Genomic DNA, 24,250 nt, shown 5'->3' on the forward strand with positions numbered 1-24,250 from the left:
GGGCTTCTCATACGCGGAGTACGTTGTTTTATGCGGCGTCTTCTGCCGGTGGCTCCTTGGCCCCCGTCATAAAGGCAACCGCGTCTGACATGCTGTAATCATCGGGTTTGATGGTGCAAAGACGTTTGCCTAGACGGTGGACATGGATGCGGTCCGCGACCTCGAACACATGCGGCATGTTATGCGAAATAAGCACGATCGGCATGCCGCGCGCCTTCACATCGGCAATCAGATCCAGCACGCGACGGCTTTCCTTAACGCCCAACGCTGCTGTCGGTTCATCCATGATCACCACGCGCGATCCGAATGCCGCCGCACGGGCAACCGCTACCCCCTGGCGCTGCCCCCCCGAAAGGGTTTCAACCGCCTGATTGATGTTCTGAATGGTCATCAGACCAAGATCGGTCAGCTTCTCACGCGCCAATCGCTGCATTTCCTTGTGATCCAGCGCCCCGAAATACTTGCCCATAATGCCCTTCTTGCGCAATTCGCGGCCCATGAACATGTTGTCAGCAATCGAAAGTGCCGGCGAAAGTGCAAGGTTCTGATAAACCGTCTCGATCCCGGCTTCGCGCGCCTCCATTGGCGATGTGAACTGGATCGGCTTGCCATCAAGCTCGATACTGCCTTCATCAATGGTCACAGCCCCCGAAAGCGCCTTGATCAGCGATGACTTGCCCGCCCCGTTATCGCCGATTACGGCCAGAACCTCGCCGGGATAAAGATCAAAATCGGCGTGATCAAGGGCGGTGACACGACCATATCGTTTGACGATGCCGCGTGCCTTCAGAACAGGTTGCACAGATTGGGAAGTGTTGCTCATGACGACACCTTTCTGATCCACTGGTCAATCGCGACAGCAATAATGGTCAGCCAGCCGATGGCAAAGACCTGCCAAAGAACATCCACCCCCGCAAGGCGAAGGCCGGAATTAAACACGCCAACGATCAACGCCCCGATCAAGGGACCAATGATCGATCCGCGCCCGCCAAACAGCGAAATGCCCCCGATGACAACAGCCGTAATCGATTGCAGGTTGGCTTCCTGAAAGCTCTGTGGCGAAACCGATCCCACACGCCCGATCGATGCCCATGCACCAATCGCGCAAACCAGCCCGGCCAAGCCATAAACCGTGATCAGGGTTCGGTTGGTGCGAATGCCCGAAAGTTCGGCCGCTTCCTTGTCATCGCCAATGGCATAGACATGCCGCCCCCAACTGGTGTGGTTCAGGATGTACCAAAGCACGGCAAAAATCACCAGCATCAGGATCGAGCCATAAGTCACCCGCGCGCTGCCAATCGCGATGCTTTCGCCAAAGAATTTCAAAAGCGGCGCGATTTCATCAAGTGTCTGGCTGCGGATCGACTGCGCGCCTGAAAGCCACAGGTTGAGCGCAAAGAAAATATTCCACGTGCCAAGTGTCACGATAAACGGCGGCAATTTGATCCGTGTCACCAAAAAGCCGTTCATGGCGCCGGCTGCAATTCCGCCGATAAACCCGGCAAAGATCGCAAGCGGGGCTGGTACCCCAAGTGTGACGGCAAGCTGGCCCATAATGACCGACATCAGAACCATGATCGCACCGACCGAAAGGTCGATACCGGCCGTCAGGATGACAAGGCTTTGTGCCGCGGCCAGAATGCCAATGATCGATACCTGCTGCATGATCAGCGACAGGTTAAACGGTGAAAAGAATTTCGGACCGGCGACAAAGCCGAAAATGATGATCGAAAAGATCAGAACAATCACCGGCACCATGGTCGGATTGCCATGCAGGAAGTGCTGCACAGTATCAAAAAGACTGCGGTGTTTATGGTCGAATTGCGCGACGTTGCTGTCGCTGGAGCCAAGCGCGTGCTCGAACTTCTGTTTCTGGCGCGACGATTTGGGTGTCTCGCTCATCGTTTCCTCCGGACCTGGTGAAAACAGGGTCAGGCATTCCTGATCCGTTTACCGCCGCCCGCCCGGCACCTGTGGCGGGTTCGGATGACATACCAAGTGTAAAGCAATGTGGGACAAGGAGGGCAGGGGTAATGCTGCCCTCCTTCGAAGCAGGTCGGGATTAGCCGGGTATCAACCCCAGCAGCGGTTCATGCCTTCTTCGACACTGATCGACGGAACCCCGTCAACCGGCTGATCGGTCACCAGGTTCACGCCGGTGTCATAGAAGTTCAGACCCTCGGTCGTGGCGGGTTTTTCTCCGGTCTCGGCCCAGTTCTTGATGGCCTCGATCCCCTTATAGGCCATATCAAGCGGATATTGCTGCGATGTTGCGCCAATAACGCCATCCTGAACATTCAGAACGCCCGGGCATCCACCATCAACAGAAACAATCAGCACACCTTCTTCCATGCCAAACGATTTTAGTGCCTCATAGGCACCGGCTGCGGCCGGTTCGTTGATGGTGTAAACCACATTGATGTCAGGGTCGCGCTGCATCAGGTTTTCCATCGCCTCGCGACCGCCTTCCTCGTTGCCGTTGGTTACGTCATGGCCAACGATCCGGTCGTCATCCTCGTCCCCGATCTTGTTGGGGTCCTTGATGTCGATCCCGAATCCTTTCATGAAGCCCTGATCGCGCAGCACATCGACCGACGGCGCACTTGGCGTCAGGTCAAGCAGGGCGATCTTGGCGTCGGCTGCCTTGTCACCAAGCTTGGCGGCCGCCCATTGGCCAATCAATTCACCGGCCTTGAAGTTATCGGTGGCAAAGGTCGCATCCGCTGAGTCAATCGGCTCTAAAGGCGTATCAAGTGCAATCACGATCAGCCCGGCATCGCGTGCCTTTTTGACGACCGGGACAATCGCCTTGGTGTCCGATGCGGTCAGAAGGATGCCCTTGGCACCCGATGCGATGCAAGACTCGATGGCCTGAACCTGTGTTTCATGGTCGCCATCGACCTTGCCGGCATAGGTTGAAAGATTAATGCCATTGGCGACGGATGCGGCAGTCGCCCCTTCCTTCATCTTCACAAAGAACGGGTTGATATCGGTTTTGGTGATCAGGCAGGCGCCGATTTCGTCGGCTTTTGCGGCGTTCGGGACCGCAGCCATCCCCAGTGCAAGCGCACCAAGGGCGGCGCCAAGAAGTGCTTTCTTCATTTGTTTCCTCCCAGGACTGAACCTGAATATTTGGCCGTTTTGGCCTGATTTTGCTGTTTTCCAACAGATCGTGACGCACATTTTTTGTCGCGGGTCTTCAATCTGTATGGCCTTACGACACACCAAACCGGCGATCCTGTCAATTAATAAATCCGATTGATTTATTAATTAATCCTGTCACTCTGGTCGATACTCAGGTTACCTAATGCCCGAGTGGGAGGAACATATGACTGACAGCATCTCTGCGAACCCGGACAATATCGGGGCGGATGATCGCAACGCGCGTCCCTTGCATCCGGGCGGGGGCGCAAACCAGTTGCGTGTACGCGCCTATAACGAACGGCTTGTTTTGTCGCTTGTGCGCCGCAACGCCGGGCTTTCCAAGGCCGAAATCGCAAGGCTCTCCGGGCTTTCGGCCCAAACCGTTTCCGTCATCATGCGCGCCCTTGAAAAAGATGGGCTTTTGATGCGCGGCACACCGGTGCGCGGCAATGTCGGCAAGCCAAAGGTGCCGATGGCGCTTAACCCGGACGGGGTTTATTCCTTTGGGCTCAAGATCGGGCGGCGCAGCACGGAACTGATCCTGATGGATTTCGTCGGATCGGTGCGCGCCACCAAACGCGAAGCGTATAAATATCCCACCCCCGATGGCATTCGCCGTTTCGTCCGTGGTGCTGTCGATGACATCCTGACCGGTCTTGATCGCAACCAGATTGACCGCATTGCCGGGGTCGGCATCGCTGCCCCGTTTGAACTTTGGAACTGGGTCGATGAGGTCGGCGCACCGGTCGAAGACATGAATGCCTGGCGCGAGGTTGATCTGGTCGATGCGATTGCCGCCATCGTGCCGTTTCCGGTCTTTCAGCAAAATGACGCGACCGCAGCCTGCGGGGCGGAGCTGGTCTTTGGCCTTGGCCCGAACTATTCCGATTTTGCCTATTTCTTTATCGGGTCGTTTATTGGCGGCGGGGTTGTGCTTAATCAGGCGCTTTATGCCGGGCGGACGGGCAATGCAGGCGCCTTTGGCTCCATGCCGGTTTCGTCACGCAGCGGCCATCCCAGCCAGTTGATTGATCAGGCCTCGATTTTTGTGCTTGAACAAATGCTGACGCGCGAAGGCGGCGATCCGGCGATGCTGTGGCGCGATCCCGATTACTGGCATGGCCTTGGCAAGACGCTTGATATCTGGATCGAGCACACCGCGCGCAGTCTGGCGATTGCCATCACCTCGGTCTGCTCGGTGATTGATTTCGAAGCCGTCATTGTTGATGGCGGCTTCCCGGCCGATGTCTGCGAACGGGTGGTTGCCGCAACCCGTGCGGCGATTTCCGAGCTCGATCTGCAAGGTATCGAACGTCCGCGCATCGAACAGGGGCGGGTGGGCAGTGCCGCACGCGCCATCGGTGCGGCAAGTCTGCCCTTGTTCTCGCGCTATCTTCTGGATCAGAACGTGCTGTTCAAACAGATGGCCTGATCCAACGGCGTCCTAGAAGTGATCCTTGCGTTTGCGGATCTCGGTAAAGATCGCAACCGGGCTTTCACCGCTCATGCCAAGGGCTTCGGCAACCGAGGGCTCATCGGCGCGCAGGAACGGGTTGGTCGCAAGCTCGACATCCAGACGCGATGGAATGGTCGGAAGGTTGCGTGCGCGAAGCCCGTCAATATCCTGGCAGCGTGCCGTCAGGATGGCGTTGTCGGGCTCGATCGTTTTGGCGAATTTCGCATTGGCCTGGGTGTATTCATGGCCGCAATAGACCTGCGTGCTGCCCGGAAGACCGCGGAACTTCTGCAAGGAATGCCACATCTGTTCGGGTGTGCCCTCAAACAAACGCCCACAGCCCAGCGCAAACAGGCTGTCGCCAGAAAACAGCGCTGTGATGGCCGGGAAATAGAACGCGATATGCCCGCTGGTATGGCCCGGCACATCAAACACCCGTCCTTCCAGATCCCCGATCAGAACCTGATCCCCCTCGCCGCACGTTTCATCCATGTTGGGGATGCGCGCGGTTTCGGCCGTCGGGCCCAGCAATTTCGCGCCGTATTTCTCGATCAACTCGGCATTGCCGCCGATATGGTCGTGGTGGTGATGGGTGTTGATCACCAGATCAAGATTCCAGTCACGCTCTTCAAGGGCGGCGATCACAGGGGCCGCTTCGCCCGGATCGACGATGGCGGTGGTTTCACTGCGATGGCAGCGCACAAGATAGGTGTAATTGTCTGAAAGACACGGAATGACGATGACTTCACCGGCAGCCATGGCGTACCTCAAAATGTAATTTCTATGTTGGGGCAAGACTATCAGGATGTAGGCTCAGGACCTATTAATTTGGTTTGAATGGTTCACCGGGTTTGTGCGGATACGCGAAGCAAAACCGCAGGAAGATATGTATCTTTCAAGGCTTTGCGACAAAGTAGCCCGTGCAAACCCGGTGAATCCAAAGGACAGACGTTATATTTGCAAACTCCTGCGTCAAACCCCTTGGCCGGGATACCAGCCCGCCCGGCGGGCTTTTCCTTGGATTTCACAAATATAACGTCTGCCATTCCAATCAAATTAATAGGTCCTGAGCCTAGTGTCTTGAAACAATCACGCAAAAACATTCCCGTGCTGGATCGGGGATGATAGGCTGCTGCCATGCGTCAGGATGTCGTTGATCTTCACCGTTTTTATGCCAGCAGTATCGGACAAGCCGCACGGCGTCTGATCCGCAGGCGTTTGCGCGTCATGTGGTCGGATGTCCGGGGCATGCGGGTCCTTGGTTTTGGCTATGCCACGCCGTACTTGCGTCCGTTTATTGGCGAGGCAGAGCGTGTCATGGCCTTCATGCCCGCCCAGCAGGGCTGCGTTCATTGGCCCGCGGGTGAAGACAACCGTGTCGCCCTGACCGAAGAAACCATGTTGCCGCTGCCTGACAGTTCGGTGGATCGCATTTTGGTCGTGCATCTGGTCGAACATACGGACTCGATGCGTCGCCTGATGCGCGAATGCTGGCGGGTACTGACGCCGAATGGCCGGATTGTCGTCGTGACGCCGAACCGAAGCTCGCTCTGGTCATGGTCGGAAAAAACGCCCTTTGGCTATGGCCACCCCCATAGCGTGTCGCAGCTGCAAAACCTGCTGCGCGAAAACATGTTCCTGCCGATCCAGCACAGCCGGGCCCTTTTCATGCCGCCGACCAACATGCGCCTTTTGCTGCGTTGGTCGCAGGTATTTGAAAATATCGGATCGCGCCTGTTCAAGGCCTTTGCCGGTGTCTCGATTGTTGAAGCCGGTAAGCAGCTTTACGCCAGCTCCGGCACGCCACAACGCAAACGCCGTCTGGTGCATATCCCAGTGACGGTCCCGCCACTGCGCCCGGCCGATGGCAATCAGCAGCACCGTGTGTCGCACGACCAGACGGATGAGTGTCAAAACAGCCCGTCGGATGAAGACAAACCAGCACGTCTTTCCACGTCTGACCAGTAAGTCGGCAAAATCACGGCAGGTTTTGTTACATGATGATAATTGACACTCACGCCATGATTGTCTGCATAATAACATCATGTCATTGAAATCGGCTTTGCGAAACACAGTCAGGTTTACCGGACGCGCGCTGTTTGGCGGCGCGCTGTTTCTGCCATTGCACGCCGTCGCAGAGCCGGTGCAAAACAGCAACATCCCCCGCACCATCACGCTGTACGCCGAAGACAGCAACGCACCCTATGCCTTTCTCGATGGAGTGAGCCCCGAAGGCATATATGTCCGCATCCTGCAGGAAGCGTTTGATCGCCTGCCGGGCTATCGGCTCGATATTGTCAATGTGCCGTTTCGACGCGGGATGGAGCTGCTCAAGGATGGCAAGATCATGGGGTTCTTTCCGCCTTACGCGCGCGGGGATCGCGACTGGATCGAACGCTATTCCATCCCGATCCTGCGCGAAACCGTCGTGGCAATCTGCAGCAAGGATTACGTCCAAAGCAACGATCGGAAGCGCTTCCCCGATGATTTCAAAGGGGCGCGTTTTGCCAACAACGCCGGATATCGTCTGGCCGGACCGGAATTCTTTGACATGGTCGAGGCGGGCGAGATTACCCTTGAAGAAGCCAACACTACCGCCAGCAATCTGCGCTTCCTGATGGCCGGTCGTGTTGATTGTTATGTCAATGAACGCATGGCCATTCTGGCCGGGATGCGCGAACTGGCCGTCGACAAGGCAGTCGCGCGTCTGTTTGATGAGGCCGCGATCATCGGGCACGAATTTGGCTATGTTGCCTATGGCCCGGACCCGGAGGGCAAATGGCCCTATCGCGACCAGTTTGCCGGCGCCCTTGACCGCGCGCTCAGTGACATGCTCGCAAGCGGCGAGATCGACCGGCTGGTTGTTTCCTATTTCTCTTATTGATATCGCCCGCAATAGGTTTCGGGGTGTCTGAGCAGCACACAAAAAAACAGGCCACCGAATGTCGGTGGCCTGTTTCAATATCGGGCAGATCAGGACGTCTTAGTGTTCGACGTCGCGCCAGATCTTGCGTTTGACCGCATACAGCATTGCCGTCAGAACCAGCAGGAACAGGATCACTTTCATGCCAAGTGCCTTGCGGGCTTCGAGCTCCGGCTGTGCCGTCCAGTTCAGGAAGGCCGTCACATCACGTGCATGCTGTTCCAGGGTCATCGGGGTGCCATCCGTGTACTCGACCGCTTCATCATAAAGCGGCGGTGCCATGGAGATCTGATGACCCGGGAAGTAGTGGTTGTAATACTTGCCGTCTGCAAGGTCGAAGCCCTCTGGTGCTTCTTCCTCATAGCCGGTCAGCAGGCCGAACACATAGTCCGGGCCACCCACACGGGCCTTGTTCATCAACGAAAGGTCCGGCGGAATGGCGCCGCCATTGGCAGCCGCAGCCGCCTTTTCGTTGGGGAACGGAGACGGGAAGTAATCCGAAGCAAGACCCGGACGGGTGAACATGTCACCATCGTCGTTCGGACCGTCTTCGATGTCATACTCGGCCGCAATCGCCTTGATCTGGTCTTCGTTGAACCCAATGCCTTCAAGGTTGCGGAAGGCAATGAAGCGCAGGCTGTGACAGCCGGCACAGATGTTCTTGTAGACCTGGAAGCCACGCTGCAGCTGGGCACGGTCATAAGTACCAAACAGACCCTGCCAGCTCCAGTCCTGTGCCTCGGGCACCGGCGCGTCGCCGGCAGCCTTGGCTGCACCACCAGTGAATGCGGTTACCGCGAAGGCGGCAGCAATTGCGGTCAGTGCGAACTTACGCATTTGCACCCTCCTTCATAACAGATTCGCTGATGCTTGCAGGAAGCGGCTTGGTTCGTTCCATTTTTCCAACCAACGGCATGACCACAAGGAAGTGTGCGAAGTAATACAGCGTCGAAAGCTGACCCATCACGATGACTTTCAGACCCGGAATACCCAGGAAGTAGTCATCCGGTGCCTTCGCCCCGCAATAGCCGAGTATGAAGGTATCGATCACAAACAGCCAGAAGAACCATTTGTAAACCGGACGGAATTTCGAGCTGCGCACCTTGGAGGTATCAAGCCACGGAATAACGAACAGGATCACGATCGAGGCAAACATCGCCAGCACGCCAAGCAGTTTTGCCGGGATGCCAAAGATGGTGAAGTCGATCGAGCGCAGGATCGCATAGAACGGCAGGAAGTACCATTCCGGCACGATGTGCGGCGGTGTGACCAGCGGGTTCGCCGGGATGTAGTTATCCGGGTGGCCCAGGAAGTCAGGTGCAAAGAACACAAACACCGAGAAGAAGATCAGGAACACGCCGATGCCGTACAGATCCTTGATCGTGTAGTACGGATGGAACGGAATGGCATCAGCCGGGGTCTTGATCTCAACACCGGTCGGGTTGTTCGAGCGCACGGTATGCAGTGCCCAGACATGCAGGACAACAAGGCCCAGAATGACGAACGGCATCAGATAGTGCAGCGAGAAGAACCGGTTCAGCGTCGGGTTATCAACCGAGAAACCACCCCAAAGCCAGGTCACCAGCGGATCACCGATGATCGGGAAGGCAGAGAACAGGTTGGTAATAACCGTTGCACCCCAGAAGGACATCTGGCCCCACGGCAGGACATAGCCCATGAACGCGGTTGCCATCATCGCAAGCAGGATCAGGATACCGATCCACCACAGCATCTCGCGCGGTGCTTTGTATGACCCGTAATACAGGCCACGGAAAATGTGAATGAACACAACGATGAAGAACATCGATGCGCCGTTCATATGGATATAGCGGATCAGCCAGCCATAGTTCACATCACGCATGATGCGCTCGACCGACTCAAAGGCCATATCGGTATGGGGGGTGTAGTTCATCACCAGGAAAATACCGGTGAGGATCATCGTCACCAGAACAAAACCGGCCAGGGAACCGAAGTTCCACATATAGGACAGGTTTTTCGGGGTCGGATATTCGTATGCAGAGTGGTGCAACATGGAGATGACCGGAAGACGGTCGTCAACCCACTTGACCACTTTGTTGTTCCACTGAGGTGCGCTCATAAACCTGCTCCTTACCCGATCCGGACCGACGTGTCGGTCAGGAATTCATATTCCGGAACGACAAGGTTCAACGGCGCGGGGCCGCGGCGGATACGGCCCGACGTATCATAGTGCGAGCCATGGCATGGGCAGTACCAGCCATCATAATCACCACGGGTTTCGCCTGTGGCAGTGCCCATCGGAATGCAGCCCAGATGGGTGCAGACGCCGACGACGACCAGCCACTCTTTCTTTTCGACACGCGCATCGTCGGTCTGCGGATCGACGAGTTCGTTCAATGCGACGTCTTCGGCCTCATTGATTTCGCGTTCGGTACGATGGCGGATGAAGACAGGTTTGCCTCGCCACATGACCTTAATTGCCTGACCAACCGGGATGTTGGCCAGATTAACCTCAACCGAGGCAAGTGCGAGAACGTCCTTGGACGGGTTCATGCTGTCCACGAACGGCAACAACGCGCAACCAACGCCAACGGCGCCAACTGCTGTGGTCGCCAAGGTCAGGAAATCCCTGCGGTTCTCGTCCGGCTGGTGTTCGCCGGAGGAATGCACCGTTTGCGACATAATTAATCCCTCTTTCTGCCCCCAAAACAGGCATGCGGAATGCCAAACCAAGACTTAGGGCATTCATGTTTACATTCCATTGATGAAAATCAAACAATCTTGCCGCTAAAAGCCCTTAGGCCTGTTTGACGGTCCGTATACTAACAAAAATTCGGTTTGTTAAGGAGAACTTGGAGTTGCAAATTGTTTGCATTCAACAAGATCATTGGGTTTTGCGCTGCACAATTCGGTAAAACATAGCGTAATTGCGGGTATCCCGCCCTTTGTGCGCCAAGGACTTGTGGCTTTAGTTCTTCATATTCCAAAAAAGTCTAATAGCGGCGTTAACGGGTAATTATATGTCGCTGATGAACTGATTCGACATTTGTTCACCAACGATTCTAAAAGAAGCCATGAGAATTTGTTTATTCGAACCCGACATCCCGCAAAACACCGGCACCATTCTGCGCATGGCGGCCTGTTTTGGCCTGCCGGTCGATATCATCGAACCGTGCGGCTTTCTTCTGACGTCCGGTGCGCTTAAGCGCGCCGGGATGGATTATCTCGAAAAGGCCGATTATATACGCCATGCCGACTGGCGCGCCTTTGTCGAGGCCCGCCAGGACGGAACGGTGCCAGGGCGTCTGGTGTTGCTGACGACCAAGGGGGCCGAACCCTATTGCGATTTTGAATTTCGCGCCGATGATATCCTGATGCTGGGCTCCGAAAGCAAAGGGGTGCCTGACAGCGTCCATGATTATGTCGATGCCCGCGTCGTCATTCCGATGAAGCCGCAAATGCGCTCGCTGAATGTCGCCATGGCAACCGCAATGACATTGGGCGAGGCGCTCCGACAGACCGATGGCTTTCCTGCAAGCCGACCGAGTGAATGAACCAAGTGAGTGACGCAATGACGGACGCAAAAATTGCTGCAAAACAGGCAATGAAGACGAGCACCGACCACAAGGTCGACGATGCCGTCATTGCCAAACGCAAACAGATCGCCCGGGACTGGTTCCGCCAATTGCGTGATGACATTTGCGCCAGTTACGAGGCGCTCGAGGACAGCTACGAAGGACCGCTTTCCGACCGCGCCCCGGGGCGGTTCGAGCGCACCGTATGGGAACGCGGCGAAAACGAGGGCGGCGGCGAAATGTCGGTCATGAAGGGCCGGGTGTTTGAAAAGGTCGGGGTCAATATCTCGGTCGTGCATGGCGAATTTTCCGAAAAATTCCGCAAGGAAATCCCCGGTGCCGATGAAAACCCCAACTTCTGGGCCGCGGGCATTTCACTGGTCGCCCACCCATGCTCGCCCCATGTGCCGGCCGTGCACATGAACACGCGCCACATCGTCACCACCAAGGCATGGTTTGGCGGTGGTGCCGATCTGACCCCGGTCTTCCCGCAGGAAAAGGACACCGCTGATTTCCATGGCGCGCTTAAATCTGCCTGCGATGCCCATGGCGATGACTATTACGACCGGTTTAAAAAGTGGTGTGATGAATATTTCTGGCTGCCCCACCGTAACGAGCCACGCGGGGTTGGCGGGATTTTCTATGATTATCTCGATGCTGACTGGGATGCCGATTTCGCCTTCACCCAGAATGTCGGGCGGGCTTTCCGCGATATCTATCCGGAACTCGTCAAACGCCACTACAACCAATCCTGGACCGATGACGAACGCCGCGCCCAACTGATCAAGCGCGGCCGTTATGTCGAGTTCAACCTGCTCCATGACCGTGGCACGCGCTTTGGCCTGATGACCGGCGGCAACACCGAAGCCATCCTGATGTCGCTCCCGCCCGAAGCCAACTGGCCGTAAAGCTGATGGTTCTGCATGGATGCCCGCTTGCGCGGGCATGACGTGACGAGAACCGGGTGAGGGGAACCTCCGTCATCCCCGCGCAGGCGGGGATCTCGTGTTGCTTGCCTTGACCGCGCTATCGAATTCTGTCCGCCAATCGCGTCATAAGGTCCATGCGCTCATGGAAAATCGCCACGACCAGTGCGGGCGCATTTTCGCGCGGAAGACAAAAGACGTAATGTTGCGCGCAGCGCACCATCCGAAGATTTGGAAAAAGTTCGCTCATGTCATGGAATGAACCACGCCCGGCGACAAGATCATCAATGCCCTTTTCCAGCGTGGCGACATAGCGCCGCACTTGTTCTGGGCCCCATTCCTTACCCGTATATCGGATGATGCCGCGCAGATCGGCTTCTGCCTCTGCGCTAAGGACATAACCCGTCAAGCGGGGGTCTCGCTCAGTTCTTCATCAAGGATTTCAGCGATGCTTTTGGCAGACACCTTCCCTGCAACCCCATCGTGGATACGGTTTTCAAGCAAGGTTTTCAGCTCCATCCATGCCTTATCAGCATTGGTATCGTCCGGGAATAACCGTTCGAGCGCGTATTGCTTGATGGTCTTGCCCTGCAAGGCGGCCATGGCTTTCAGGCTTTTGTGCTGCTGGTCTGTTATGTCGATTGTTAGGCGGCTCATGGGGCGATCTCCAAACAAATGTACAAACCCACATTACCACATATATGGGTTTATTGCTATTGCGTGGTCCTATTGATTGAACGGACGTTTTCCATCGATGTAGGCCATTATTTGCCCCGCGCGGCAAAAATCCGCCCAATGGTATTAAGCAATATCTGTGCGGCCAGAATGCTGGTCGATCCAGTGTGATCGTAATCAGGGGCCACTTCGACCAGATCAATGCCGACAATATCGCCGCGCTTGGCAAGGCCTGCGATGATTTCCAGTACGTCGTAATACAGGAACCCGCCATGGCTTGGCGTGCCGGTGCCCGGCGCGATGGATGGGTCAAACCCGTCAATATCAATCGTCAGGTAATATCGCTTCCCGGCAGGAATGCGTTCCAGCATACCCTCGACACCAAGCTTGCGCACTTGGCGCACGGACAGGATGTCGGACCCTCGCGCGCGAGCATAGTCGTACCCTTCCTTGGCGGTCGAGGACACATTGCGAATGCCAAGTTGGGTCATGCCCGTGACCCACGGCTTTTCAATGGCCCGGCGCATCGGGTTGCCATGGCCATTGCGCACCCCGTGGCGTTCATCAACGAAATCGAGATGGGCGTCAAACTGCACCACATGCACCGGTTCCTGTTCGGAAAAGGCATTGATGCAGGGAATGTTGATCGAATGATCGCCGCCCAGAACCACGGGCAGGGCCCCGGCGGCCAAAATCTTGCGCACGCCAAACTCGATATTGGCGTGGCTGTTGATCGTGTCGGTGTGAATGATATCGGCATCGCCAATATCGACCATCCGGACCCCTTCAAGATAGGTCACGTCATCTTCATGGTCATAGGCCCCGGCATGGCCAAAGGCAAAAAGCGTTGATGCCTCGCGAATGCCGCGCGGACCAAACCGGGCACCGGACCGCCACTGGGTGCCAAAATCAAACGGCGCGCCCATGACGGCGACATCGGCATCAATCGCATCCCAGTTTTCGACATAGGGACTTTTCGAAAAGGTCGAAATGCCAACGAATGGCAGGTTCAACCGCCCGCTGTTATAGCCATGTTTTGTCATGAAAAATCCCCTGTATCCTTTGTTATAATTGCCTAAGTTTTCTTGGGACATCACAGTTAGGATGATTCGCCATCCAATCCATGCAGCTGATTAAGCATCGTCTCGCTAACCACTCTGCAATCTGGCGTGTGTCAGACCAATCTTCTGCAAGCTCGGTGTCCCAAACCTTTTCACCTTTCTGGTCTAGTGGCCCATGACTGAAGCGGTTTCGGCCATGACTGTATATTTTTTCGACAATGTCCTTTACCGTTAAATCATCGCGAGTAACTGTCGTGTTTTTGTTCCATCCAAGGCGCGCATGGATCAGTTCGTGGATGCCTTTTTGATAGCTCCCGCAGGCGAGAATATCCAAACAAGCGGCAAAGCAGACGATTGCTTTGAGATCAAAAATTTCTCGGCATCCATCGTGAAACCACAATAATGCTTGCGCAGTGATGTTTGAGAATTTCGGCCTAAGTGGGCTTTCAATTGGACTAACAACCCAGTCAATTGCTTCCCCAGTAGTCTTGAATATGGCAGCATATTCTTTAAACCTTGTTTCCAAATCCTCGCGCGACACGAAAGGCGCATGCCTGCTTGACGATTTTTCACCGTGGTACTGGATAGAGCCGTCAGAAAAGAAGGACAGTATATATCGGTTGTAAATGTTTTGGTCGAAGTGGAGGTTGAGTCCGCTAAGTGCACTCGATGCCGTTGGCCAAGCCAGCGCTAAGGAAGTTAGAGCAAGGCGAGCAGCCAGAAGAGCATCTTTCTCCCCTTTCTCAGGACCAGACATAGGAATTTTCACACTACATACGTATGGACATTCGCCAATAGTTTTCAAAACCTCCTGCTCAGAATAGTTGTCCCGTGATCTTTTACGCTTTCTAACCTCAAAGCCGTCCCAAATCCTCACAATACGTCGTTTGGTTATGTTTGAGATATTCCCATCAGAGGCTTTACGATTTAGCCAGAGCGAACGTGGTTCGAAACGAACGGGGCCAATCTGAAATGGAAAAAAGTCGTTGTATGTAAAAAGTCTGCATCCAAGTGTATACTCTGCTCTATCGTGATTTGATTTGATATCTAGCTTATCGAGAATTCTTGTTTCTACCTCAGTCTGAACCGCCTTGGCACTGGCAATAATGTCGTCATCTAAATTGATTGAATGGAGGGCAGGGCCAAATGTCTCGCGAACAAGTGTTCTAAAATCTTTCTTAGAAAACTGGTTCTTAATCGGAGAGTTAATCTGCATTTCGCAGGCGATATCTTCAATAAGTTGATCAATTTTTTTTGAGATGTTTATTTGGTCGTCTCTGCCGTCTGTCTGAAGTTGACGAGGAATCGGAAAGTTATCGTAAACTTCTATATACGGCTTTTTCAGTTTTCGGATACGGTAGAATTCTTCAACGATCTCTTTGAATTTATTAGAATTTCTGACTTTTCCTGTCATGAACTGGCCTCTTTTTAATCTACCTTGAAGGCGAAAAAGCCCCTGCCAACAATGGGATGAAAGCGAACATTAGATTGCTTTGAAGTGTAGTGTTTTTGATGTTGAATCAAAAGTTGCTCAGATCAGGTCTCGTTGATCAACCAGTTGAGAAGCGTCGTCGTCGTCCGGTTGCTGACCGAGTTACCCGGCACCATCCAATATCCGCGATCCGCGCGGCTGACTTCGCGTCCGACCGCAACAAGGCTTCCTTGTTCAAGGTGGGGGTCGACCAATCCCCGCCAGCCAAGGGCAACCCCCTGTTCGGCAAGGGCGGCCTGAATGACAAAGCCATAGGAATTCAGGCCAAGGTCGCCTTGGGCCGGTTTGCGGTCAATGCCATGATCGGCAAGCCAGCTTTCCCATGTCAGCCAGCGTGATTTTCCGTCCACTTCAAGATGCAATAACGGCGCACGTGCAAAGTCTGCCGGGTCATCAAATGGCCCGAACCGTTCCAGAAAGCCCGGCGTACAGACCGGCACGACGCGTTCCGGGATCAGAAGCTTTGCAGTCTCGGGAAAATCGTCCGCCGCCCCGAACAACATTGCCGCATCGGTTTCACGCGCCATTGCATCATCAAGGCTTTGCGATGCAATGATATGGACTTCGGCCTCGGGATGCGGGCGGCGAAAATCCGTCACACGCGGCATCAACCAGAAGGCGGCAAACCCGAAATCGGTAAAAATCCGCACCGCGTGATCCTGCGACGTTCGCCGGGTATCGCGCGCGGCCTTGTCGATATTCTCCACACTGCTTTGAACAGCTTCAAACAGGATTTCGCCTGCATTACTCAATCGGCTGCCGCCTTGGGATCGATGGAGCAATGATACCCCCAATTGATCTTCTACCCGTTTGATCTGATAGGTCACCGCAGGCTGGCTGAGCCCCAACTCATTGGCCGCCCGCGTCAGACTGCCAAGCCGCCCAACCGCTTCGAAAATTCTCAGCCAACCAATGTCCAACGGTCTTTGCATTATAAAAATTCTTTATGGAAGTGATTAAAAAACACCGGGTTTCTTTGAGGGGTGATTTATGGATTTAATGGTGAAGGGTCAGGATTCATTCATTTGACTTGAATGGTCAATCAGATTTGTGCGGATAAGCGGAGCGAAATCGCCGGAAGATAAGTATCTTTCAAGGTTTTGCGACAAAGTAGCCCGTGCAAATCCGATTGATCCGAAGGACAGAGATTATATTTGCGAACTCCGGCGTCAAAGCCCTAGGACGGGATACCAACCCGCCCAGCGGCCATTTCCTGGGATTTCACAAATATAATCTCTGCCATTCAAATCAAATGAATGGACCCTGACCCTCGCGAATTGCGTCAAGCGGAATAACAACAAGGCCCGATAAAACGCACCCGAAAAGGGGCACGGGGTTTGTGCTGGCGTGGATCGCATCAAACGACCCAGGGGTGCTTTCTTGTCAATACTGCCGTCCCGGTGATCGGCGGATTGCACCCTGTGAAGGAGTGCAGAATAAATGACGTCCCCGAATATCCTGATCCTGATGGCCGACCAGTTGAACGGGACCCTGTTCCCGGATGGCCCTGCGGATTTTCTCCATACGCCCCACTTGCGCAAGCTCGCCGAACGTTCCGCGCGTTTTCGCAATTGCTATACGGCATCGCCACTGTGCGCGCCGGGCCGGGCGTCATTTATGGCCGGTCAATTGCCCAACCGCACCCGGGTCTATGATAACGCCGCCGAATTTGCCTCAGACATTCCGACCTATGCCCATCATCTGCGCCGCGCAGGCTATTACACCTGCCTGTCGGGCAAGATGCATTTCGTCGGCCCTGATCAGCTGCACGGGTTTGAAGAACGTCTGACCACCGATATCTATCCGGCCGATTTTGGCTGGACCCCGGATTATCGCAAGCCGGGCGAACGCATCGACTGGTGGTATCATAACCTTGGCTCGGTCACCGGCGCCGGTGTCGCCGAGATTTCCAACCAGATGGAATATGATGACGAGGTTGCCTACAACGCGACGCATAAGATTTATGACCTGTCGCGTGGCAATGATGAACGCCCCTGGTGCCTGACCGTCAGCTTCACTCACCCGCATGACCCTTATGTCGCACGCAAGAAATTCTGGGACCTGTACGAAGACTGCCCGGAACTTGAACCCGACGTCGCGCCGTTTGATTTCGAGGATCAGGATCCGCATTCCCAGCGCCTGATGAAGGCAAGTGACTACACCGCCTTTGACATCAAAAACGAAGATGTCAGACGGTCCCGTCAGGCCTATTTCGCCAACATTTCCTATATTGATGACAAGGTCGGGCAGATCATGGAGGTGCTTGAAACCACCCGTCAGCTCGATAACACCATCATCATCTTTGTCTCGGACCATGGCGACATGCTGGGCGAACGCGGCCTGTGGTTCAAAATGAGCTTTTTCGAAGGCTCGGCCCGTGTGCCGCTGATGATGGCCGGGCCGGGGATCATGCCGGGCCTTTATACCGACCCGGTTTCAAGCCTTGATGTCACACCGACGGTGGCCGATCTCGCCGGTATTTCGATGGCAGAGGTGCAACCATGGACCGATGGCATGTCGCTCTGTGGAATGCTGGCGGGGAACGTCCGGACAGAGCCGGTCCTGATGGAATATGCCGCCGAGGGGTCCTATGCCCCGCTGGTCTGTATTCGCGAAGGCAAATGGAAATACACCTATTGCACGCTTGATCCCGAACAGCTGTTTGATCTCGACGCCGATCCCAAAGAACTGACCAATCTGGCGACGGACCCGGCCTGTGCCGATCAGATGGATGCGTTCCGCGCCCAGCGTGCCGCGCGCTGGAATCTGGAGGCGTTTGATTCTGCGGTCCGCGAAAGTCAGGCACGTCGCTGGATTGTCTATGAGGCGCTGCGCAACGGGTCTTACTTCCCGTGGGATTACCAGCCGCTGCAAAAGGCGTCCGAACGCTACATGCGCAATCACATGGATCTGAACGAACTCGAGGACAAACAGCGCTTCCCGCGAGGGGAGTAAGAAGCAGCGTCGGCCAGCCATGTGGGACGGCGGGCCGGCGCTGCCTCAACTCGTTCGTCGAAATAGCTGAAGAACCGAGTATCTGAATACCTGAAGTGCCGACCAGAAAGTGCCTAATCAAAGCCGCCTTGCAGTTCGGCTCGGGTACGGACCGCATGTTTGATCAGGGGGCTAGGCTCAGGACCTACTAATTTGATTTGAATGGTTCACCGTATTTGTGCGGATACGCGAAGCAAAACCGCAGGAAGATATATATCTTTCAAGGCTTTGCGACAAAGTAGCCCGTGCAAATACGGTTAATCCGAAGGACAGACGTTATAGCTGCAAACTCCTGCGTCAAACCCCTTGGCCGGGATACCAGCCCGACCGGCGGGCTTTTCCTAGGATTTCGCAACTATAACGTCTGCCATTTCAATCAAATTAGTAGGTCCTGAGCCTAAACAACGAAAAGTTGGGTACCCGAAACAGTGAGGTAATCATGGACGACAAAATGAAGGTGGGGCCACTCGGGCCCTTCCCGCGGGTCAGCAAGCCGGTCTTTTCCGTCTCGGCAATCCTGATCGTCGGGTTCATCATATTCGGGGCGGTGTTTACGGAAACCGCTGGCGCGCTGTTTGCCGCAGCACAAGCCGCCATCGCAAACTATTTTGGCTGGTTCCTGATCATCGTTGCCAATCTGGCCGTGATCGTCAGCCTTTATCTTGCCATCGGTCCTTATGGCCGTGTGCGTCTGGGACGTCAGACCGACGCCCCCGAATATGGTCTGTTTTCATGGACGGCGATGCTGTTTAGTGCCGGTATCGGCATCGGCTTGCTCTATTGGGGCGTGGCCGAACCGCTTTATCACTATTTCGCACCCCCCATGGCCGAGCCCGAAACCATCGAGGCCGCCGAACAGGCAATGATGATTTCGTTCCTGCATTGGGGCATCCATGGCTGGGCGCTGTATTGCATTGTCGGCCTGTCGCTGGCCTATTTCCATTACCGCAAGGGCCTGCCGCTTTCGATCCGCTCCGCACTTTATCCGATCATTGGCGAACGGATTTATGGCACCTGGGGCCATGTCGTCGACATCCTTGCCGTTTTCGGCACCATGTTTGGCATTGTCACGACCCTTGGTCTTGGCGTCATGCAAATCAGTTCCGGTCTGAATTCGCTGTTTGGCATTCCCGATACGCTGCCGGTTCAGATCGTATTGATTGCCATCATCACCCTGTTTGCGACCATTTCGGTCATGGCGGGGCTTGATGGCGGGATCAAGCGGATCAGTAACCTCAATATCCAGCTCAGCTTTGTGTTGCTGGCCTTTGTTCTGTTCTTTGGTCCGACGCTTTTCGTCCTCGACAGCTTTGTTGAGAATGTCGGTAACTATGTCAGCAATCTGGTCCAGATCAGTCTCTGGAGCGAAGCCTACACTGACAGCAACTGGCAGGCAGGCTGGACGATCTTCTATTGGGCCTGGTGGGTGTCGTGGTCGCCGTTTGTCGGCATCTTTATCGCCCGTATCTCGCGCGGCCGCACGGTGCGTGAATTCACCCTCGGTGTATTGTTCATCCCGGTCTTCATTCTGTTCTTCTGGTTCACCGCCTTTGGCGGGGCTGCGATCCATATGGAAATGATTGGCGATCCCGGTTTGATCGAGGCCACTAAGGCCAGTTACGGCAGCGCGATCTTCAAGCTGCTGGAATTCATGCCGCTGACCAAATTTGTCACTACTGTTGTGATCGTGATGATCGTGATCTGGTTTGTCACGTCATCTGACAGTGGCTCGTTTGTCATCGACATGCTGACCGCCGGTGGCGATGCCGATCCGCCCCGCATTCAGCGTCTGTTCTGGGCAACGACCGAAGGCGTGATTGCCGCCGTCCTTCTGGTGGCAGGCGGGCTGTCGGCCTTGCAGGCCGCCGCTGTGGTGGCGGGCTTCCCGTTTGCCGCAGTCATTCTGGTCATGATGTATGGGCTGTTGCGTGGTCTTGGCCGCGACTCACTCGTGCTCTATCGCTACAAACAGTGGTACGAGACCGAGTATGAGGCCGACCATAACCTGCCTGATGCCTATGTCGACGAAGACGAACTCCCCGACGTTCACCCGGGGCCGTCGATCACCAAACCAAGGCATGCTGAATAGGCACGCCGACTAGTCCAATGACGATCAAACACAAAAACGGACGGATGGTTTGCCCCATCCGTCCGTTGCTTTGAGGGTGTTCAGGTCACCTTGTTCGGTCTTATGCTGCACGCTGGTGATGCGTGCCTTCGCTGACTTCCTCGACGATTTTGCTGACAAAGGCATCAAGGTCCTGCGGTGAACGCGACGTCACAATGCCGTCTTCGCAGACCACAGCTTCGTCGCGCCAAAGCGCACCGGCATTGAGCATATCGGTCTTGATCGACGCAAATGACGTTGCGTGGCGATCGCGCAGGGCACCGGCCTCGATCAAAAGCCACGGGCCGTGGCAAATGGCGGCAACCGGTTTGCCCGATGCGACGAACTCGCGCACCAGACTGACAGACGCTTCGTCATTGCGCAGCAGGTCCGGGTTGATCTGCCCGCCTGGGATGACCAGCGCGTCATAGTCTTTGATATCGACATCTTTGACTTCGACATCGACATCGACCGTATCGCCCCAGTCACTTTTATCCCAGCTTTTGATCGGCTCGGATTTGGGGGATGCGATTTTGACGTCGGCCCCGTGGTTTGACAATTTTTCAAGCGGAACACGCAGTTCAGACCGTTCATAGCCATCGGTGGCAAGAATCAGAATCTTTGCGGTATCAATCGCAGGCATAATGTCGCTCCTTTCGTTGGTCTAGAGCACGTCGCGTTTAATCTGCACCATTTTGCCGGAGACAGTCTTCTGTCGTACAAGGAAAGACCCGCAGAGCGTAGCGGGGCTACGGTCAAGGGTCCTGACGCAGTGGGGCGGAAGACTGACTGTCCCGGCCCGAAGGGGTTGATTTTGGCGACGTTTCGCGGCGTTACACCGTTTGACCGATGCGCCGCATCGCTCTGCGCGCTGTGCCTTGCCAAACCGCTCGCCAAAAACAAACAAAATGATACAGATTAAACGCGACGTGCTCTTGGCATTACACCTTTCCAACGGCTGCGACCTGCTCTCGTTCCGGATTTCAATGTGATCATTTTGTGGCACGGGTGCAAAGGTGCTGCGAAACACCGATTTTCCTTTAATCGTATGAGGATTTATATTCCACCTTGCCAGTGGTCCGTCTGACGGCCTGGCAAAGGGCGGAAGTCCCGCTTATCCATTTGAAAACAGGCGGTTTCTAATCCTCATACTTAATCAGTCCGGATGGAGTGGTGCTGTCGCGCCAGTTCAGTTTGACGGGGTGGTTTTTTCGGGCGCTATTTGGCCCTCTAACGGGTTCAGGATGCGCCAGTCTTTTACCTGTTCATTGATGATGCCGCTATTGGCCAGACATTGATGAATGAACCCGTTGGCATGCAGGGCATCGATCCCGGTATTGAGTGCCGCGACGATCTTTTCGGCATCCGGCAGATGGAGCGATATCATGAAATGCTGGCTGGCGGGCAAGACGACCTTGACGCCGGGTATTGGATAAAGGCGAATACCTTCAAGATCTTGCACCATCGCCGGCGTGCTGGAAAATTCCAGCAAGGTAAAATCGGCACGATTGGCATTGATCATCGCATGGATTTGCTGCTTGGTGGCTGCACTGGTCAGGCTTGCAGGCGCAAGACTTTCCAGAACGTCCCAGTCCAGACGCCAGGTGCGAATGGATACCGCACTCAAGTTATGCACATTCGAAATCGGCTTATTGTCGCTCAGTGTTAAACTGTCCTCGCGAACATAGATGCCTTTCTCGCTAGCGCCCCGGCGCAGGATCGGCGCTGATTTCAGCACTTCCGGGTCCGCATCGATATTGAAATCCCAGTCCGATTTGATATCGGCAAAGCCTTCACTGACCATCTTGCGGCTGCGTTCGGAATTCGGCGATGGCACCACCTGTACCCTCGTGGCAAGCCCGCCCGCCTGCAGGGCTTCCTTTAGAATGGAATACATCACAAGCGACGCGTTGCTGGGCCTGTATGCAAGACAGGACCGGCATTCCGGGGTGCTGTCATTCTGGCAGGAAAGAACCACATCGAACTCGGCTTCGCGCACGGGCAAGCGGATATCGACGGTTTCTGTGGCGTTTGCGATATTGCTGCCAAACGCAGCCAGCGCGCAAAGCGTAACGCTCAGGGCGACAAAAATGCCGGATCTGGTTTTGTCTGTCGACCTGGTGGCAAAGGTCTTGGGGCTCATGCGGTGGTCCGGTGGCAATGGTTGTGTTCACGACCGCCGATATGTGAGGACGCGGACATCTGATTTCATCCTTGGCGGGGTGGAATATTTGTCACACGACAAAATCCCAACAAAAATACCCCGGCCATGATGACCGGGGTATTCTTCAAAAAATGTGAATAATCGATCTGATTATTCAAAAAAATCACTCAGCTGCGACAGCCGTATTTTCACCGCGTACCAGCGCCATATAGTCTTCCATCATGGTCTTGCAGACCTGACCCGGGGTGAAGGTATATTGCCCGATTTCCGCCACTGGCGTGACTTCGGCGGCAGTACCCGTCAGGAAGCATTCTTCAAAGCCTTCCATTTCCTCAGGCATGATCGCGCGTTCAATCACTTCATAGCCGCGCGCCTTGGCAAGGCCAATCACGGTACGGCGGGTAATGCCATCAAGGAAACAATCAGGCTTCGGCGTATGGATCTGACCATCCTTGATAAAGAACACGTTGGCACCGGTCGCCTCGGCAACCTGACCACGGTAATCAAGCATCAGGGCATCGGCATAGCCTTTGCGCTCTGCCTCGTGTTTGGACAGGGTGCAGATCATGTAAAGACCGGCCGCCTTGGCATTGGTCGGTGCAGTGTTCGGGGCCGGGCGGGCCCATTTCGACAGATCAAGACGAATGCCCTTAAGGCGTTCTTCCGGCTTGAAATAGCTTGGCCATTCCCAGCAGGCGATGGCGACATTGATGCGCGTGGTCTGGGCCGAAACGCCCATCATTTCGCTACCGCGCCAGGCAATACGACGGATATAGCCATCGGTAATGTCGTTCGCAGCCAGCGTTTCGATGACGGCATCATCGAGTTCCGCGGCGCTGTAGGGGATTTTCATGTCGAGGATTTCGCCGGACTTGATCAGGCGTTCACCATGCTCGGCCAGCTTGAAGACCTTGCCGTTATAGGAACGTTCCCCCTCAAAAACCGCACTCCCGTAATGGACAGCGTGGCTCAGCACATGCAAAGTGCTTTCACGCCATGGTTTAAGTTCACCATTATACCAGATATAACCATCACGGTTATCAAAGGTCGGAGCTGTCATTTGCCAAATTCCATTTCAAGAACGTTCCTGGACGTAACTTTATGTCCTTATTTGTCTGGTCGGGGTAACATTCATAGATTAATGTGTCAATATAACTGACATAACGGATAAGCATGGCAGATATCTCTACACGCAAGGTCAACCCTCTTTTCCTGAGGGAAGAAGAGCTTAGGCAAGGCATTGAATTGCTGTTCTATGCCTATCGTGATTTCACCGAAGTTGCGGACCAGATGCTTGCGCAATATAATTTTGGTCGCGCCCACCATCGGGTCATCTATTTCGTCAGCCGAAACCCCGGTATTACGGTCAGTGACCTGTTGTCGATTCTCAAGATCACCAAGCAGTCCTTGTCGCGCGTGCTGGGTCAATTGGTGCGCGAAGGTTTCATCGAACAAAAGACTGGTGTGCAGGACCGGCGCCAGCGTTTGCTGACCCTGACTGAAAAGGGCGAGGCGCTTGAGCGCGAACTGACCGAACAGCAACGTGCCCTGATTGCGGCAGCCTATCGCGAGGCCGGGGCAGAATCGGTCGAGGGGTTCCGCAAGGTCATGATGGGCATGATGGATGAAAAGGACCGCAAGCGGTTCGAGGATGATGGCCCGGGTGGTCTGCGCCGTCGTGCAGGGTGAGGCGGGTATCAGATCCGTCATAATTTTGACGTCGTCATGCTTACGCTTTTGAAAGACTTTGCAGC

General features: G+C 54.9%; 23 protein-coding genes. 8 read left to right on the forward strand and 15 right to left on the reverse strand.

The window, feature by feature from the left end:
• Positions 1-28: 28 nt before the first annotated feature.
• The 3 genes from TH2_RS05610 to TH2_RS05620 all read right to left on the reverse strand — a co-directional run bounded on the left by TH2_RS05610 (position 29) and on the right by TH2_RS05620 (position 3,102).
• Positions 29-823, reverse strand: a complete 795-nt coding sequence (locus TH2_RS05610) for an ATP-binding cassette domain-containing protein (protein ID WP_008889434.1) — start codon at positions 821-823, stop codon at positions 29-31.
• Positions 820-1,902 (reverse strand): ABC transporter permease, encoded by a 1,083-nt coding sequence (locus TH2_RS05615; protein WP_008889435.1) that lies wholly within the window; start codon positions 1,900-1,902, stop codon positions 820-822. Before TH2_RS05615 ends, TH2_RS05610 begins: the two co-directional genes overlap by 4 nt.
• A gap of 171 nt (positions 1,903-2,073) precedes the next feature.
• Positions 2,074-3,102 (reverse strand): sugar ABC transporter substrate-binding protein, encoded by a 1,029-nt coding sequence (locus TH2_RS05620; protein ID WP_008889436.1) that lies wholly within the window; start codon positions 3,100-3,102, stop codon positions 2,074-2,076.
• A gap of 226 nt (positions 3,103-3,328) precedes the next feature.
• Here TH2_RS05620 and TH2_RS05625 point away from each other — a divergent pair, with 226 nt between their 5' ends.
• Complete coding sequence (locus tag TH2_RS05625; protein ID WP_008889437.1) at positions 3,329-4,576, forward strand: ROK family transcriptional regulator; 1,248 nt, start codon at positions 3,329-3,331, stop codon at positions 4,574-4,576.
• Positions 4,577-4,588: 12 nt separating this feature from the next.
• Here TH2_RS05625 and gloB read toward each other — a convergent pair whose 3' ends face one another.
• Positions 4,589-5,359 (reverse strand): hydroxyacylglutathione hydrolase, encoded by a 771-nt coding sequence (gene gloB, locus TH2_RS05630; protein ID WP_008889438.1) that lies wholly within the window; start codon positions 5,357-5,359, stop codon positions 4,589-4,591.
• Between the two features lie 378 nt (positions 5,360-5,737).
• On the opposite strand from gloB, the gene TH2_RS05635 reads away from it, so the two are divergent.
• Positions 5,738-6,568, forward strand: coding sequence for a methyltransferase domain-containing protein (locus TH2_RS05635; RefSeq protein ID WP_008889439.1), 831 nt, complete (start codon positions 5,738-5,740; stop codon positions 6,566-6,568).
• 76 nt (positions 6,569-6,644) lie between these two features.
• Positions 6,645-7,484 (forward strand): substrate-binding periplasmic protein, encoded by an 840-nt coding sequence (locus TH2_RS05640; protein ID WP_008889440.1) that lies wholly within the window; start codon positions 6,645-6,647, stop codon positions 7,482-7,484.
• A 99-nt stretch (positions 7,485-7,583) separates the two neighbouring features.
• Here the strand turns inward: TH2_RS05640 and TH2_RS05645 are convergent, their stop codons facing one another.
• From TH2_RS05645 to petA, 3 genes are read right to left on the reverse strand one after another with little or no spacing between them, the layout of a single operon-like run.
• Positions 7,584-8,360: a cytochrome c1 gene (locus TH2_RS05645; protein ID WP_008889441.1), complete on the reverse strand. Its 777-nt coding sequence runs from the start codon at positions 8,358-8,360 to the stop codon at positions 7,584-7,586.
• A complete protein-coding gene (locus TH2_RS05650) occupies positions 8,353-9,621 on the reverse strand; it encodes a cytochrome b (RefSeq protein ID WP_008889442.1) in 1,269 nt (422 codons plus the stop codon). The genes TH2_RS05645 and TH2_RS05650 overlap by 8 nt, the downstream gene beginning before the upstream one ends.
• Positions 9,622-9,632: 11 nt before the next feature.
• Complete coding sequence (gene petA / locus TH2_RS05655; RefSeq protein WP_008889443.1) at positions 9,633-10,184, reverse strand: ubiquinol-cytochrome c reductase iron-sulfur subunit; 552 nt, start codon at positions 10,182-10,184, stop codon at positions 9,633-9,635.
• Between the two features lie 392 nt (positions 10,185-10,576).
• Here petA and TH2_RS05660 point away from each other — a divergent pair, with 392 nt between their 5' ends.
• A complete protein-coding gene (locus TH2_RS05660) occupies positions 10,577-11,056 on the forward strand; it encodes a tRNA (cytidine(34)-2'-O)-methyltransferase (RefSeq protein ID WP_008889444.1) in 480 nt (159 codons plus the stop codon).
• Positions 11,057-11,073: 17 nt separating this feature from the next.
• Entirely contained in the window at positions 11,074-11,985 is a 912-nt protein-coding gene (gene hemF, locus TH2_RS05665; RefSeq protein ID WP_008889445.1) for an oxygen-dependent coproporphyrinogen oxidase, read from the forward strand.
• A gap of 118 nt (positions 11,986-12,103) precedes the next feature.
• On the opposite strand, the gene TH2_RS05670 is transcribed toward hemF, so the two are convergent.
• The 5 genes from TH2_RS05670 to TH2_RS05690 all read right to left on the reverse strand — a co-directional run bounded on the left by TH2_RS05670 (position 12,104) and on the right by TH2_RS05690 (position 16,163).
• A complete protein-coding gene (locus TH2_RS05670; RefSeq protein WP_008889446.1) occupies positions 12,104-12,412 on the reverse strand; it encodes a type II toxin-antitoxin system RelE/ParE family toxin in 309 nt (102 codons plus the stop codon).
• Complete coding sequence (locus TH2_RS05675) at positions 12,409-12,660, reverse strand: antitoxin (protein ID WP_008889447.1); 252 nt, start codon at positions 12,658-12,660, stop codon at positions 12,409-12,411. The genes TH2_RS05670 and TH2_RS05675 overlap by 4 nt, the downstream gene beginning before the upstream one ends.
• A gap of 107 nt (positions 12,661-12,767) precedes the next feature.
• Positions 12,768-13,721: an agmatinase gene (speB, locus tag TH2_RS05680; protein ID WP_008889448.1), complete on the reverse strand. Its 954-nt coding sequence runs from the start codon at positions 13,719-13,721 to the stop codon at positions 12,768-12,770.
• Positions 13,722-13,743: 22 nt separating this feature from the next.
• Positions 13,744-15,153: a hypothetical protein gene (locus TH2_RS05685; RefSeq protein ID WP_008889449.1), complete on the reverse strand. Its 1,410-nt coding sequence runs from the start codon at positions 15,151-15,153 to the stop codon at positions 13,744-13,746.
• A 122-nt stretch (positions 15,154-15,275) separates the two neighbouring features.
• A complete protein-coding gene (locus TH2_RS05690; RefSeq protein ID WP_008889450.1) occupies positions 15,276-16,163 on the reverse strand; it encodes a choline sulfate utilization transcriptional regulator in 888 nt (295 codons plus the stop codon).
• A 508-nt stretch (positions 16,164-16,671) separates the two neighbouring features.
• Here TH2_RS05690 and betC point away from each other — a divergent pair.
• Both betC and TH2_RS05700 read left to right on the forward strand, forming a co-directional pair.
• Entirely contained in the window at positions 16,672-18,186 is a 1,515-nt protein-coding gene (betC, locus tag TH2_RS05695; RefSeq protein ID WP_008889451.1) for a choline-sulfatase, read from the forward strand.
• A 478-nt stretch (positions 18,187-18,664) separates the two neighbouring features.
• Positions 18,665-20,314 carry a BCCT family transporter gene (locus tag TH2_RS05700; RefSeq protein WP_008889452.1) on the forward strand — a complete coding sequence of 550 codons (1,650 nt, stop codon included), beginning with the start codon at positions 18,665-18,667 and terminating at the stop codon, positions 20,312-20,314.
• A 100-nt stretch (positions 20,315-20,414) separates the two neighbouring features.
• On the opposite strand, the gene TH2_RS05705 is transcribed toward TH2_RS05700, so the two are convergent.
• The 3 genes from TH2_RS05705 to TH2_RS05715 all read right to left on the reverse strand — a co-directional run bounded on the left by TH2_RS05705 (position 20,415) and on the right by TH2_RS05715 (position 23,556).
• Positions 20,415-20,975, reverse strand: coding sequence for a type 1 glutamine amidotransferase domain-containing protein (locus tag TH2_RS05705; RefSeq protein ID WP_008889453.1), 561 nt, complete (start codon positions 20,973-20,975; stop codon positions 20,415-20,417).
• 546 nt (positions 20,976-21,521) lie between these two features.
• Positions 21,522-22,475 carry a hypothetical protein gene (locus TH2_RS05710; protein WP_008889454.1) on the reverse strand — a complete coding sequence of 318 codons (954 nt, stop codon included), beginning with the start codon at positions 22,473-22,475 and terminating at the stop codon, positions 21,522-21,524.
• Positions 22,476-22,659: 184 nt separating this feature from the next.
• Positions 22,660-23,556: a branched-chain amino acid aminotransferase gene (locus TH2_RS05715; protein WP_008889455.1), complete on the reverse strand. Its 897-nt coding sequence runs from the start codon at positions 23,554-23,556 to the stop codon at positions 22,660-22,662.
• A 113-nt stretch (positions 23,557-23,669) separates the two neighbouring features.
• Between TH2_RS05715 and TH2_RS05720 the strand changes: the two genes are divergently transcribed.
• Positions 23,670-24,185: a MarR family winged helix-turn-helix transcriptional regulator gene (locus tag TH2_RS05720; RefSeq protein WP_008889456.1), complete on the forward strand. Its 516-nt coding sequence runs from the start codon at positions 23,670-23,672 to the stop codon at positions 24,183-24,185.
• Positions 24,186-24,250 lie beyond the last annotated feature (65 nt).

Origin of the sequence: Thalassospira profundimaris WP0211, from assembly GCF_000300275.1 — a bacterium.
Lineage (GTDB): Bacteria > Pseudomonadota > Alphaproteobacteria > Rhodospirillales > Thalassospiraceae > Thalassospira > Thalassospira profundimaris.

Excerpts from the sequence above, each read along its gene's own strand:
- TH2_RS05610 (WP_008889434.1), bottom strand. The coding sequence starts at position 823 with ATGAGCAACACTTCCCAATCTGTGCAACCTGTTCTGAAGGCACGCGGC.
- TH2_RS05615 (WP_008889435.1), bottom strand. The coding sequence starts at position 1,902 with ATGAGCGAGACACCCAAATCGTCGCGCCAGAAACAGAAGTTCGAGCAC.
- TH2_RS05620 (WP_008889436.1), bottom strand. The coding sequence starts at position 3,102 with ATGAAGAAAGCACTTCTTGGCGCCGCCCTTGGTGCGCTTGCACTGGGG.
- TH2_RS05625 (WP_008889437.1), top strand. The coding sequence starts at position 3,329 with ATGACTGACAGCATCTCTGCGAACCCGGACAATATCGGGGCGGATGAT.
- gloB (WP_008889438.1), bottom strand. The coding sequence starts at position 5,359 with ATGGCTGCCGGTGAAGTCATCGTCATTCCGTGTCTTTCAGACAATTAC.
- TH2_RS05635 (WP_008889439.1), top strand. The coding sequence starts at position 5,738 with ATGCGTCAGGATGTCGTTGATCTTCACCGTTTTTATGCCAGCAGTATC.
- TH2_RS05640 (WP_008889440.1), top strand. The coding sequence starts at position 6,645 with ATGTCATTGAAATCGGCTTTGCGAAACACAGTCAGGTTTACCGGACGC.
- TH2_RS05645 (WP_008889441.1), bottom strand. The coding sequence starts at position 8,360 with ATGCGTAAGTTCGCACTGACCGCAATTGCTGCCGCCTTCGCGGTAACC.
- TH2_RS05650 (WP_008889442.1), bottom strand. The coding sequence starts at position 9,621 with ATGAGCGCACCTCAGTGGAACAACAAAGTGGTCAAGTGGGTTGACGAC.
- petA (WP_008889443.1), bottom strand. The coding sequence starts at position 10,184 with ATGTCGCAAACGGTGCATTCCTCCGGCGAACACCAGCCGGACGAGAAC.
- TH2_RS05660 (WP_008889444.1), top strand. The coding sequence starts at position 10,577 with ATGAGAATTTGTTTATTCGAACCCGACATCCCGCAAAACACCGGCACC.
- hemF (WP_008889445.1), top strand. The coding sequence starts at position 11,074 with ATGACGGACGCAAAAATTGCTGCAAAACAGGCAATGAAGACGAGCACC.
- TH2_RS05675 (WP_008889447.1), bottom strand. The coding sequence starts at position 12,660 with ATGAGCCGCCTAACAATCGACATAACAGACCAGCAGCACAAAAGCCTG.
- speB (WP_008889448.1), bottom strand. The coding sequence starts at position 13,721 with ATGACAAAACATGGCTATAACAGCGGGCGGTTGAACCTGCCATTCGTT.
- TH2_RS05685 (WP_008889449.1), bottom strand. The coding sequence starts at position 15,153 with ATGACAGGAAAAGTCAGAAATTCTAATAAATTCAAAGAGATCGTTGAA.
- TH2_RS05690 (WP_008889450.1), bottom strand. The coding sequence starts at position 16,163 with ATGCAAAGACCGTTGGACATTGGTTGGCTGAGAATTTTCGAAGCGGTT.
- betC (WP_008889451.1), top strand. The coding sequence starts at position 16,672 with ATGACGTCCCCGAATATCCTGATCCTGATGGCCGACCAGTTGAACGGG.
- TH2_RS05700 (WP_008889452.1), top strand. The coding sequence starts at position 18,665 with ATGGACGACAAAATGAAGGTGGGGCCACTCGGGCCCTTCCCGCGGGTC.
- TH2_RS05705 (WP_008889453.1), bottom strand. The coding sequence starts at position 20,975 with ATGCCTGCGATTGATACCGCAAAGATTCTGATTCTTGCCACCGATGGC.
- TH2_RS05710 (WP_008889454.1), bottom strand. The coding sequence starts at position 22,475 with ATGAGCCCCAAGACCTTTGCCACCAGGTCGACAGACAAAACCAGATCC.
- TH2_RS05715 (WP_008889455.1), bottom strand. The coding sequence starts at position 23,556 with ATGACAGCTCCGACCTTTGATAACCGTGATGGTTATATCTGGTATAAT.
- TH2_RS05720 (WP_008889456.1), top strand. The coding sequence starts at position 23,670 with ATGGCAGATATCTCTACACGCAAGGTCAACCCTCTTTTCCTGAGGGAA.